Source organism: Caldisericia bacterium (genome assembly GCA_026414995.1).
Taxonomy (GTDB): Bacteria; Caldisericota; Caldisericia; order B22-G15; family B22-G15; genus JAAYUH01.
The window spans coordinates 1-12,501 of sequence record JAOAHY010000008.1 but is presented as its reverse complement, the minus strand read 5'-3'; the positions used below and the strand labels follow the sequence as shown (position 1 = coordinate 12,501).

The 12,501-nt window shown below is 28.1% G+C and carries 14 protein-coding genes; 6 read left to right on the top strand and 8 right to left on the bottom strand.

What is annotated here, in order from left to right; translation table 11 throughout:
- Positions 1 to 126 precede the first annotated feature (126 nt).
- Positions 127 to 1,152, top strand: coding sequence for a M20 family metallopeptidase (locus N3D74_03945; protein MCX8095318.1), 1,026 nt, complete (start codon positions 127 to 129; stop codon positions 1,150 to 1,152).
- Between the two features lie 56 nt (positions 1,153 to 1,208).
- Here the strand turns inward: N3D74_03945 and N3D74_03940 are convergent, their stop codons facing one another.
- The 5 genes from N3D74_03940 to N3D74_03920 all read right to left on the bottom strand — a co-directional run bounded on the left by N3D74_03940 (position 1,209) and on the right by N3D74_03920 (position 6,126).
- Positions 1,209 to 1,865: an ABC transporter ATP-binding protein gene (locus tag N3D74_03940; protein ID MCX8095317.1), complete on the bottom strand. Its 657-nt coding sequence runs from the start codon at positions 1,863 to 1,865 to the stop codon at positions 1,209 to 1,211.
- Positions 1,866 to 1,902: 37 nt separating this feature from the next.
- A complete protein-coding gene (locus N3D74_03935; GenBank protein MCX8095316.1) occupies positions 1,903 to 2,709 on the bottom strand; it encodes an ABC transporter ATP-binding protein in 807 nt (268 codons plus the stop codon).
- Position 2,710: 1 nt separating this feature from the next.
- Positions 2,711 to 3,877, bottom strand: a complete 1,167-nt coding sequence (locus N3D74_03930) for a branched-chain amino acid ABC transporter permease (protein ID MCX8095315.1) — start codon at positions 3,875 to 3,877, stop codon at positions 2,711 to 2,713.
- 2 nt (positions 3,878 to 3,879) lie between these two features.
- Complete coding sequence (locus N3D74_03925; GenBank protein ID MCX8095314.1) at positions 3,880 to 4,827, bottom strand: branched-chain amino acid ABC transporter permease; 948 nt, start codon at positions 4,825 to 4,827, stop codon at positions 3,880 to 3,882.
- Between the two features lie 66 nt (positions 4,828 to 4,893).
- On the bottom strand, positions 4,894 to 6,126 hold the full coding sequence (locus N3D74_03920) for a branched-chain amino acid ABC transporter substrate-binding protein (protein MCX8095313.1): 1,233 nt from the start codon (positions 6,124 to 6,126) through the stop codon (positions 4,894 to 4,896).
- A gap of 143 nt (positions 6,127 to 6,269) precedes the next feature.
- Between N3D74_03920 and N3D74_03915 the strand changes: the two genes are divergently transcribed.
- Together N3D74_03915 and N3D74_03910 are read left to right on the top strand one after the other, a co-directional pair.
- On the top strand, positions 6,270 to 7,073 hold the full coding sequence (locus N3D74_03915; GenBank protein ID MCX8095312.1) for a mechanosensitive ion channel family protein: 804 nt from the start codon (positions 6,270 to 6,272) through the stop codon (positions 7,071 to 7,073).
- Positions 7,074 to 7,076: 3 nt separating this feature from the next.
- A complete protein-coding gene (locus N3D74_03910; protein MCX8095311.1) occupies positions 7,077 to 7,985 on the top strand; it encodes a radical SAM protein in 909 nt (302 codons plus the stop codon).
- On the opposite strand, the gene N3D74_03905 is transcribed toward N3D74_03910, so the two are convergent.
- Positions 7,982 to 8,800, bottom strand: coding sequence for a signal recognition particle-docking protein FtsY (locus tag N3D74_03905; protein ID MCX8095310.1), 819 nt, complete (start codon positions 8,798 to 8,800; stop codon positions 7,982 to 7,984). The genes N3D74_03910 and N3D74_03905 overlap by 4 nt on opposite strands.
- Positions 8,801 to 8,824: 24 nt before the next feature.
- On the opposite strand from N3D74_03905, the gene N3D74_03900 reads away from it, so the two are divergent.
- On the top strand, positions 8,825 to 9,562 hold the full coding sequence (locus tag N3D74_03900; GenBank protein MCX8095309.1) for a radical SAM protein: 738 nt from the start codon (positions 8,825 to 8,827) through the stop codon (positions 9,560 to 9,562).
- On the opposite strand, the gene N3D74_03895 is transcribed toward N3D74_03900, so the two are convergent.
- Both N3D74_03895 and N3D74_03890 read right to left on the bottom strand, forming a co-directional pair.
- A complete protein-coding gene (locus tag N3D74_03895; GenBank protein ID MCX8095308.1) occupies positions 9,543 to 10,112 on the bottom strand; it encodes a nucleotidyltransferase in 570 nt (189 codons plus the stop codon). The genes N3D74_03900 and N3D74_03895 overlap by 20 nt on opposite strands.
- The gene (locus N3D74_03890; protein MCX8095307.1) at positions 10,087 to 10,293 is read right to left on the bottom strand and encodes a hypothetical protein; all 207 of its coding nucleotides are present in this window, start codon (positions 10,291 to 10,293) and stop codon (positions 10,087 to 10,089) included. Before N3D74_03890 ends, N3D74_03895 begins: the two co-directional genes overlap by 26 nt.
- A gap of 42 nt (positions 10,294 to 10,335) precedes the next feature.
- Between N3D74_03890 and N3D74_03885 the strand changes: the two genes are divergently transcribed.
- Entirely contained in the window at positions 10,336 to 11,616 is a 1,281-nt protein-coding gene (locus N3D74_03885; GenBank protein ID MCX8095306.1) for an ATP-dependent Clp protease proteolytic subunit, read from the top strand.
- 65 nt (positions 11,617 to 11,681) lie between these two features.
- Positions 11,682 to 12,501, top strand: an 820-nt coding sequence (gene floA / locus N3D74_03880; GenBank protein ID MCX8095305.1) for a flotillin-like protein FloA, incomplete at its 3' end; no start/stop codon positions are given.

The following is a 12,501-nucleotide window of genomic DNA, read 5'->3' as shown; positions in this document are numbered from 1 at the left end:
TTATGTAAAAGAAATTGAAAATGAAATTATGAATCATAGAATGAATCTCCATCAAATTCCTGAAGTTGGGCTCTTCCTGAAACAAAAAAATATATTATAAATGAATTAAAAAAACTTAATTTAGAGATAAAGGATTATAAATCTTGCTCAGGAATTAGTGCAATTATAGGAAAAAAAGATGGAAAAGTGATTGCAATAAGAAGTGATATGGATGCTTTACCTATAAAAGAAGAAACAGGTCTTCCTTATTCATCTAAAAATGAAAATATGCATGCGTGCGGTCATGATGGTCATATGGCTATTGTTTTAGGTGTTGCAAAAGTTTTAAAAAAATATGAAGATAAGTTAAATGGAAAGGTAAAATTTATTTTTCAACCAGGTGAAGAGAAAGAATGTGGAGCAAAACTTTTAATAGATGAGGGAATTCTTGAAAATCCAAAAGTTGATGCTATTTTAGGAATACATGTGGGAAATTTTATAGATGAAATTGAAAATGGAGTTATTGGTTTATATAAAGGTCCTTTTATGGCTTCAATTGACAGTTTTAAAATTTTAGTTTTAGGAAAGGGTACTCATGGTGCTACTCCCCATAGAGGTGTCGATCCTATTTATATTTCTTCTCAAATTGTTTTATCTATTCAAGAAATTATTTCAAGAGAAATAGAAGTTTTTTCTCCATCTGTCATAAGTTTTGGAAAAATTTCAGGAGGAACATCTTATAATGTAATTCCAGAGCTTGTTGAAATTGAAGGAACTGTAAGAACTTTAGATGAAAATATAAGAGTATATGTTAGAAATAGAATGGAAGAAATTATTTCAAACATTACAAAAAGTTTTAGGGGAAATTATAAATTTGAATATCACTTTGGTTATCCAGTTGTTGTAAATGATCCAGAATTAACAGACAGATTTTATGAAATAACTAAAATGGTAGTTGATGAAAACAAAATAAAGTTTTTGAAAAAACCAACAATGGTTGGTGAAGATTTTTCATATTATACAAAAAATATACCAGGATTATATATATTTTTATCATCTAAAAAAGTTGAAAACCCATATCCCCATCATAATACAAAGTTCGATATTGATGAAAGAGTTTTACCTATTGGAACTTTGGCTATTTCAAATTTTATAATTAATTATCTAAAATAAAAAGGTCAGGAAATTTAAATAAAATTAAGATTTAATCTCCTGACCTTAAATTTAAATTAAAAGTATGCTTTTCTAATTATTTCTTCTTTCTTTAACTCTTCTGGAGTTCCTTGTGCAATTATTTGTCCTTTTTGAAGGTAATATCCATAATCTGTTATTTCAAGAGCCATAACAGCGTTTTGTTCTATCAAAAGAACAGTTATTCCAGTTTTATTAATTTTTTGAATAATTTCTGCTGTTTCCTGAACAAGAATTGGAGCAAGACCAAAAGATGGTTCATCAAATATTATGAGTTTAGGATTTGCCATTAGAGCTCTTCCAATATTTAACATAGATTGTTCTCCACCAGAAAGAGTTCCTGCTACTTGAGATAATCTCTCCTTTAATCTTGGAAAATGAGGAAAAACAAGTTCTTCTAATCTTCTATCAATTTCTTTTTTATCTTTAACAAGATACGCTCCCATTTTTAAATTTTCAAGAACTGTCATTTTAGGAAAAATTCTTTTTCCCTCTGGTGCAATTGAAATTCCAAGTGCAATTCTTTCAAAAGTTCTCATTCGAGTTATATCTTTATTTTCAAAAACAATATTTCCACCAACTACTTTTACAAGGCCAAGAATTGCTTTAATTAAGGTTGACTTTCCTGCACCATTACTTCCAAGAAGAGAAACAATTTTTCCTTTTTCCACATTTATATTTACATCAATTAGCATTTTATTTTGACCATAAACAGTTGTTAAATTTTTTATTTCAAGCAATAAATTTTCTCTCATTATCTAACTCCTTACCAAAATATGCCTCTTTTACATCAATATTGTTTGAGACTTCAGCATAAGTTCCTTCAGCAATAACTTGCCCGAAATTTAGTGCATATACCCTTTCTGTAACAGTGCTTATAACCTTCATATCATGTTCAATTATAAAAATTGTAACATTTTTCATTTTCGATCTAACTTTTCCAATATCATCCATGAGTTCCATAGTTTCATCAGCATTCATTCCTGCAGATGGTTCATCAAGAAGAATTAATTTTGGTTCAGAAATCATTGCTCTACAAATTTCAACTCTTCTTCTATCAATAAATGGAAGTCCTCCAACTCTTACATAAAGTTTATTTACAAGTTCTGGGTTAAAAACTTTAAGAAGATTTACTGCTTTTTCTTTATAATCTTCTAATTCTTTATAAAATTTTTTTCTATTAAATAGAGCGCTTGAAAAACCACTTTTCTGAACAAAATGAGTTCCAATTAAAATATTATCTAATACTGTTAAATCAAAGCAAACTCTACTTGCTTGATATGTTCTTGAAATTCCTTTTGTCATAATTTCATATGGCTCTTTTCCTGTTAACCTCTCACCTAAAAAATAGAAATTTCCACCAGTTGGCTTATAAAATCCTGTTATAACATTAAAAAAAGTTGTTTTGCCACTTCCATTTGGACCAATCATTCCAAGAATTTCATTTTCATAAATTTTTATATTTATATTTTTTAAAGCATAAAGTCCACCAAATCGCATTTCAATGTTTTCAGTATAAAGAATTACCTTTTTCTCCATTTTATTTCTCCTCTACAAATCTTTTATCATAAATTCTTTCTTTAAAAGGAATAAGACCTTGAGGTCTAAATATAAGGACAAGAACAATAAGAAGTCCGTAAAGCATTACTCTATATTCTGTTATAACTCTCAATTTTTCTGGAAATAGAACTAAAATAAATGAGCCTACCAAGACTCCTATGATATTATCACTTCCTCCTAGAAGAACAATTGAAATTAACATTAGACCTAAAGTTAATGTGAAGTTTGGAGGAGATATGAAACCAATCATATGAGCATAAATCGCCCCACCAATTCCCATAAAAAAGTTTCCTATAAGAAGTGCAATTAATCTCCACTTATTAGTAAAAACGCCACAACCTTTTGCCGCAGATTCATCATCTCTAATGTAATTTAGTGTTAAACCAATCCATGAATTATATAATCTATGGAAAAATAGAAGAGTTATAAGTAAAATAATTACAACAAGAAAATAGTAATTCACATAAAAGTGAGTGCCAAATGGAGCCTTTTGAAAATTATAACCAAATAGTTTAATTGAAGGTATATTTTTAAGTCCTTGTGGTCCTCCTACAAAAGCAAGGTTATTTAAAGATAAAACAAACATATAACCAAAAGCAAGAGTAATTAATGCAAAATATTGTCCCCTTGTTCTAAAAATTGGAATAAATAAAAGTAAACCAAAAAGAGATGCAGCGATTCCACCAAGAGGAATTGTTAAAATTGCTGGAAGTTTATAATTTAAAGCAAGGTATCCTGCAGTATAAGCACCAACTCCATAAAACGCAGATGCAGCGAGATTCATAATTCCAGTTGAACCAACCTGAAAATTTAAACCAAGAGATACAATTGCAAAAATAAAAGTTTGAATAACAATTAAAAGCCAATATATATAAAGAGGAACGAGTAATTTGCTAATAAACGGAAATAAAAATAGAAGTATAACCATTAAAAAGATAGCAAAATTTGAATTTTTCTTAAAACTTTCTGTTATAAGATCGAATAACTTCTTAAATTTTTTAGAAAGATAAAGAATTGCTCCGATTAAGATAATTGTAAAAATAATTATCCATATTGATTCAATTCTTAAAAAAATCATAAAGTATAAGTAAACTAAAATTTCAACAAATAAAACTATTAAATAATTAATTAATCCATTCTTTTTCATTTTTATACCCTCTCATAAACTTTTTCGCCAAGAATTCCAGAAGGTCTAAATATTAAGAAAATAATAACAACTGCAAAAGCAATTACATCCATAAACTCTGAACCTCTTGGTATAAGTGCAGCAGAAAGAGCCTCAGTCATAGAAAATATAAATCCACCAATAATTGCACCATAAATATTACCTAAACCTCCTAAAACTGCAGAGGATAAGCCAATAACACCCATCATAGCACCCATATCAAAAACAACAGTGTTATAATAAAGACCATAAAGAATTGCAGCAAGAGCAGCAAGAGCAGAACCAATAAAAAATGTTATATCAATTATAAAATCTTTATTTACTCCCATCATAAGAGCACACTCTGGGTCTTGAGCTACTGCTCTAATTGCAAGACCCATTTTAGTTTTATTTATAAAAAGAGCGAGAAGAAAAACAACTACAACACCAATTATTAAAAATAAGATATTTTCATATCTAAAAATAACACCACTAAACTCAAAAGCTCCTTTCGTATTTTCAAAAAGTTTATGAAAAAGTTCTGGAAATTTTTTTGATTCACCACCTCTAGGATAAAATAATCTTATACCTTCTCTTATAGCAATTCCGAGTCCTAATGTTGCAAGTAAACTCATAGTAACAGGACCTTTTGAAACTGGTTTTACTGCAAGCCTTTCAAGAATAACTCCAATAATTCCAAGAGTAACCATTGAAAGAAGAAATATTAGAACAACAACTCCTATATAAACTCCACCAGTAAGTGTCATAACACCAAACATTGAAATTATAATAAGTGAAACAAATGCTCCAAGTGCAAATACATCTCCATGGGAAAAATTTAAAACATTCAAAACCCCTCTAAATAAAGTAAAACCAACAGCAACCATTGCATATTGAATTCCAAGCATTATTCCATTAAAAATTATTTGTAAAATAACAGAGAATCCGCTCATCAAACCTCCCTTTTAGATACAAAAATAAAAAAAGGGCAAGGGTTGCCCCTTGCCCTTAGGTTTTCTTTATGGCTTCTTGTAAGGGTTAACCCAATCTTTTCCTTCTCTATATGCAAAACCAGGGAGAGTTCTTATTCCTTTTGCATATTCTGAATCTTGCCAAGGAACCCATTTGCCATCTTGACTTACATATGGAGTTGCAAGTGGAACATCGTTTTGTCCATATTCATTGAAGTGAATTTTACCAATAATATCTTCATAATCAGTTTTATTTACTTCTTCAATAACTTTTGCTCTATCTGGACCAACCTTCTCAATTGCTCTAATTAAAATATTTGCTGCACAATAAGCAAATGGACCATATGCTTCTGGTGGTTCAGCATAACCTTCTTTGTTATATGCTTCCATGAACGCTTTTCCACCTGGAAGATAATCAACTGGAGCACCATCTAACATACAAATAACTCCTTCTGCATGTTCACCAAGAGCTGTATTAAAATCATCTGATTTAATTCCTGATGTTCCTAAAAATTGTGCCTTAATACCAAGTTTATCCATTTGAAGTTTTATATTAACACCTTCTGGAGTTAATCCACCAAAATATATAACTTCTGGATTAAGTGCTTTAATTTTTGTTAAAACTGTAGTGAAATCTTTCTGGTCAATAACAATACCTTCTTCTGCAATTGGTGTAATTCCTCTTCTTGCAAGTGCCTCTTTAAAATATTGAAGGTGTCCTCTTCCATAATCAGTTGTATCATAAATTATTGCAAATTTCTTAAAACCAAGTGTATCAACAACAAGTTTAGCATTTGCCTCATTTTGTTCAACCTGAGTTCCATTAACTCTACAAACTTCAGGATAATCATTTCCATAAGTAATTGATGGTAATACCGCACCCCAAACAACATTTACTACTCCAAATTTATGGAATACATCAGTTGTTGCAATTGCAACCATACTATTATAATGAGCTGCAACTGCAATTATTTCTGGGTCAGAGCAAGCTTTTGTTGCAACCTCAACACCCTTTTGAGGAACTCCTTCATCATCAAATGTTACAACTTCATATTTGTATTTAGTGTCTGGTTTTTCATTCCACTGTTTAACAGCAAGTTTAAATGAATTCATTCCTCCAATTCCCATTTTTGAATATTTTCCTGTTAGTGGTCCAATAAAACCTAATTTTACTACTTTTTTCTCCTGTACCTTTTTGGTACATCCCCAACTAAAAGAAATTAAAGTTAAAAAAAGTGTGATGATTAGAAGTGATGCTAAAAATTTTGTTGATTTTTGCATACAAACCTCCTTTTCTTTTCTCTCTAATACTCAATTTTGGTTGCTTTTTGCTACTTCACTAAATTCACTTTATTTTACACATATTGACAATATTTTAAAATATTTTTTAAAATTGTCAATAATGTTTTTGTTATAATTTATATATGAATTTTCTTTCAAAATATGTAGAATATATTCTTAAATTAATTGTTCTAATTTCAATTTTTATATTAATAAAAATTTTTTTAAATATAATCAAAATAAAAATAATTAAATTTTATGAAAAAGTAGAGATTTACAAAAAAAGGTTAACTTTAGTTAAACTTATTTTTTCTGTATTAGACTATTTTTTGATTTTTCTTTTTATATGGTATCTTCTAAAAATTTTTAATATAGATACTACACCTCTTCTTGCTGCAAGTGGTATTGTTGGAATTGCTATCGGTTTTGCAGGTCAAACTTTTTTTAAAGATGCAATTGCTGGAATTTTTCTAATTCTGGAAAATTATTATTCTGTTGGAGATCTAATTGAGATTGATGATATTTTAGGAAGAGTTGAAGAAATTGGAATTAGAAAAACAGTTATAAGAAATTATGAGGGAAAACTTTTTTATATACCTAATGGAGAGATTAGAAAAGTTATAAAATATGGTTATGGAGATCAATTTTTATGGGTTGAACTTCCTCTTTCTTATGAAATAAATTTAGATAAAGCGAAAGAGTTAATTTTAAAAGTTGGTAAAAAATTAATAGATGAAAATGAAATTCTTGAAGAACCTCAAATAATGGGAGTTGATAAATTTTATGATTCAACAATTTCAATTCTTGTTAAAATGAAAATTGATAAAGAAAAAAGGTGGAGTGCAAAGAGAAGGTTTTTTGAAGAGATTAAAAATATTTTTGATAAAGAGAATATTGAGATTCCTTATAATAGAATGGTGGTTTATATAAAAGATAAAGAAAAATAGAATATGAGCGCATCATATCTTTCTTTAAGTTCAAAGGAAATCAAAAAAAGGGGCTTTGAGCTTTTCACTCGGCTTTCACATTGTGATTTATGTCCAAGAGAATGCAGAGTTAATAGAATTTTAGGAAAAAGAGGATTTTGCCAAAGTGATTATAAATTAAAGATAAGCACATATTCACTCCACTTTGGAGAAGAAAGACCTATCTCAGGTTTCAGAGGTTCTGGAACTATATTTTTCACAAATTGCTCATTAAAATGCAATTTTTGTCAAAATTATTCAATTAGTCAATTGGGTGAGGGAGAGGAATATGAAATAGAAGATTTAGCAAAAATGATGTTAAATCTTCAAAATCTTGGTGCACACAATATAAATTTGGTAACACCAACTCATTACTCTCCTCACATAATTCTTGCAATTTCAATCTCAAAAGATATGGGTTTAAAAATTCCAATTTTATATAACACATCTGGTTATGAAAAAGTTGAAATTTTAAAATATTTAGAGGGTATAGTCGATATATATCTTCCTGATGCAAAATATGGAGATAAAAATTTAGCTAAACACCTTTCAGATGCTGAAAATTATCCAGAAATAAATATAAAAGCAATAAAAGAAATGGTGAGACAGGTTGGATTTATGAAATTAAATAAAGATGGAATTATTGAAAAAGGTGTTATTGTTAGACACTTAATTTTACCCAATAATGTTGAAAATTCAAAGAAAGTACTTGAAAATCTATATAAAAATATTGGCAAAGAATTAACAATCTCACTTATGACACAATATTACCCTTGTTTTAAAGCGCTTGGTGATAGAGAAATAGGAAGAAGGATTACAAGAGATGAATTTTTAGAAGTTTTAAAATATTTTAAGGAACTTGGTTTTAAAGAAGACCTAATTCAATATATTTAAGAAAAATCCTTAAAAAGTAATTCAATAAATTTTTCTCTATCAAATTTTTCAAAACTTTTCAAATCCTCACCAAATGATAAAAATAAAAATGGAATTTTATATTTTTCATAAATAGGAATAAGAATTCCAGGTTTTATTGTAGAATCTATTTTTGTAATGAAAAATCCTGTAATATTCATTGCTTCATTAAATTTTACAACTTGAGAATAGAGGTTTTCACCTTCTGTTGAATCAAGAACAAGAATAGTCTCAGTTAACTCAGTAAAATTTTTTTCAATCACTCTTTTTATCTTTTTAAGTTCTTCTATTAAGTTCTTCTTTGTTTCCAATCTACCAGCAGAATCTATAAAAAATTTTTTATAGCCTCTATTTAAACCAAAATTTAGCCCATCATAAATAACACTACCTGGGTCATCTCCTCTTCTTCCCATAAAAACAGAAACTCCAATTCTATCACCCCAAATTTTTAATTGCTCATTTGCACCAGTTCTAAATGTATCTCCTTGAATAAATAATACATTTTCTCCTCTCTCTTTAAAATAATTACCAAGTTTTGCAATTGATGTTGTTTTACCACCACCATTAACCCCTAAAAATAGATAAATTGAAAAATCTAAAACCTTTAAATCTTTCTCACTTCCCTCTAAAATTTCATTTAAACTTTTTTTTACTTCTTTAATTCCACCTTTCTTATAAATTTTCATCAATTTCTCTGAAAATTCAATTCCAAAACCAGAAAGTAGTAGAAAATCTTCAAAACTTTCTAATTCCTCTTTTTTTCCTTTAATAAATTCAAAAAATTTGAAAAGATTCATATTTAAATGATATCATATTAAGGTATGGAAGAGAGAGAAACAAGAGATTTAATTTATGGACCAGTTATCTCTTGGAGATATGGAAAATCTTTAGGAATAAATCTTTTAGGAAAAACAAAAAGATATTGTACTTTTTCATGTATCTATTGTGAGCTTGGACCATTTACAATAAATGAGAGAAAAGGTTCACATAAAATTAAAAGAGAAATTTTTGTTGAAACAGATTTATTAATAAATGAGTTTAAAAAATTTCTAAGAGAGGATTTTGAAGTAATAACTTTTTCAGGTGCAGGTGAACCAACCTTAGCAAAAAATATTGGAGAGGTACTTCAAAAAATAAAAGAAATTGAACCCAATAAAAATACTATTTTATTAACAAATTCATCACTTCTCTATCTTGATGATGTAAGAAAAGACATTTTAAATTTTGACATAATAGATGTAAAAATTGATGCAATAAGTGAAGATACTTTTAAAAAAATTAACAAACCAATTGAAGGAATAGAAATAGAAAAAATTTTATATGGAATTAAAAAATTAAAAGAAGAATTTAAGGGGAAATTTAATATTCAAATAATGATAACTCAAATAAATTTAAATGAGATTGAAAAAATAGCAAATTTTGTAAATGAAATCAAACCTGATGAGGTTCACCTAAATACACCAACAAGATACCCTTGGAAAAAACCAATTCCAAGAGAAATCTTGTTGCCCCTAAAAATCTATTTCAAAAATTTAAAAGTTAGAACCCCTTATGATTAAAAATTTTTATTAAATTTTCAAATTTTTCTATTAAATTTTCATTTAAAGTTTCTTGAAATTCTTGAAGCCATTTTTTTATATATTCCTTGTCAAAATATTTATTTTTTATTAATATATTTTTAATATCCTCAATATCTCTCTCCCTACCCGAAATTATTTTATGAATTATTAAATCTTCTAAAGAAGCAAAATTAATCTCATAATTTTTAATTTTTATTTTATTAACTCTTTTTAATGCTTCTTTTTCATATTTTGAATTTGAAAAGATAAAATCTATTCTAAAATCAGTTTTTTTATCATAAGTTGGCAAAACATAAGTATCTTTTATAAAATTTTCAATATCTTCTATAAGTGGAATTAACCCTATTTTTTTAATTGCATCAATCAATAAGTTATATAAATCAATGTCTAAACCAATTGTTATATCAATATCTTTTGTCAATCTTGGTTCACCGTAAATTTGAACTGCCTGTCCACCAATAATCATATACGGAATATTTTTTTTATCTAAAATTTTCCCAATTTTAACTATTAAATTTTCTAATTCCATTTATTGCCCTAGCATATTTTATATCTTTTTCAATTCCTTCTAAAGAAACTTTGAATTTTCCTAACTTTTTTGAAAATCTATAAAGTTCATTTACTATTTTAAAATTCTTTTTTACTTCAACTTTACTTTTTTTTATTAAATCTTTTTCAAACTCTTCCCATTTTTTGATATTTTTAATCATGTTTAAATTTTATCATAAAATTTATGATGCTATAATTAAATTATGAAAAGGATTTTGTTTTTAACATTAATTTTTATTTCACTTATTTTTAATTTAACTTATTCTAAAAATGAAAAAGTTTTAATTATTCATATAGAAGGAGAAATTGAGTTAGGTTTATCAAAATATGTTCAAAGAGCATTAAGTAATTTAGACGGAGTAAAATCTGTAATTTTTGTTGTTGATACCTTTGGAGGAGCAGTTGATGCTGCAACACAAATAAGAGATAAAATTTTAGAGTTAAATTCAAAAGGAGTTTTAACTATCGGTTGGATAAAAGGAAGAGCATGGTCTGCAGGAGCTCTTATAACTCTTGCAACTAAAAAAATTGTTTTTTCTTCTGGTGGAAGTATAGGCGCAGCAGAACCAATTCCAGCAACAGAAAAAACAATTTCTGCTCTTAAAGCAGAATTTGAGTCAACTTGTGAAGCAAATGGAAGAGATCCACTTATTGGTGCAGCAATGGTTGATAAAGAAATTGAAATTGAGGGTGTTGTTAAAAAAGGAGAAATTTTAACACTCTCACGTGATTTAGCAAAAAAAGTAGGTTTTCTTGATTTTGAAGCAAACTCAATTGAAGAAATTTTAAATGAATTTAATCTAAAAAATTATGAAATTATTGATATTAAATTTTCTTTAACAGAAAAAATCGCACGCTTCATAACTCAAAGCACAATAAGAGAAATTTTGCTTGTTATAGGATTTTTAGGTCTATTAATTGAAGCAACAACTCCTGGTTTTGGAGTACCAGGAACAATGGGGTTAATATCCCTTACTTTATTTTTTGGAGGTCATATGATTGCAGGTTTAGGAAATTGGTTTTATGTAGGTTTGTTTATAATAGGAGTAATACTTCTTTTAATTGAAATATTTTTAATACCGGGATTTGGTTTAACTGGAATTGCAGGTATTATTTTAATTTTTGTTTCAATTTTCTTTACCTTAGGTGGTGGAACTAGAGCTCTTTACTCAATTGGAATTGTTGCATCAATTCTTCTTATTTTATTTATAATTCTTTTGTTTTTATTTCCAAAACTTCCAATTTGGAATAAATTAGGTCTCAAAGAAAGTTTAAAAACAGAAAAAGGTTATACTTCATATTCACAACTTGAAGAGTTAATTGGAAAAGAAGGAAAAGTTTTAACAACTTTAAGACCCTCAGGAACAATTGAAATAGATGGAAAAAGATATGATGCAATTTCACTTGGAGAGTTTATAGAAAAAGATTCAAAAGTAAAAGTTATTAAAATCGAAGGTGGTAAAATTATAGTTGAAAAAATCTAAAATTTTACTTTTGTTTCTTACACAAAAATAAAATTTTTAAAAAAAATTTTTAAGGAGGTTTATTTATGTTTGGATTAGGAATTTGGTTTACAGTGATTATCATTGTAATACTTTTAATAATTCTCTTTTCATTTATTCCAGTAGGACTTTGGATTGCATCGATTGCAGCAGGTGTTCCAGTAGGACTCATTAATTTAATTGGAATGAGATTAAGAAGGGTTGTTCCTGCAAAAATTGTTTTACCCTTAATTAAAGCAACAAAGGCAGGTCTTTCTGTTTCAGTTGATAAACTTGAAGCACATTATCTTGCTGGAGGAAATGTTGATAGAGTAATTGATGCTTGGATTGCAGCAGAAAGAGCAGGAATTCCACTTACATTTGAAAGGGCAGCAGCAATTGACCTTGCAGGAAGAGATGTTTTAGAGGCAGTAAGAATGAGTGTAAACCCTAAAGTAATTGAAACTCCAGTTGTTGCAGCAGTTGCAAAAGATGGAATTGAACTTAAGGCAAAGGCAAGGGTAACTGTTAGAGCAAATATTGATAGATTAGTTGGTGGAGCAGGAGAAGCGACAATTATTGCAAGAGTTGGTGAAGGAATTGTTACAACAATTGGTTCAGCAGAGACCCATAAAGAGGTTTTAGAAAATCCAGATAGAATTTCTAAAACTGTTCTTGAAAAAGGTTTAGATACAGGAACAGCATTTGAAATTCTTTCAATTGATATTGCAGATGTTGATGTTGGACAAAATATAGGAGCAAAATTAAGAATCGATCAAGCAGAAGCAGATAAAAGAATTTATCAAGCAATGGCAGAACAAAAAAGAGCAATGGCTGTTGCAAGAGAACAAGAAATGAAAGCCCTCACACAGGAGATGAGAGCAAAAG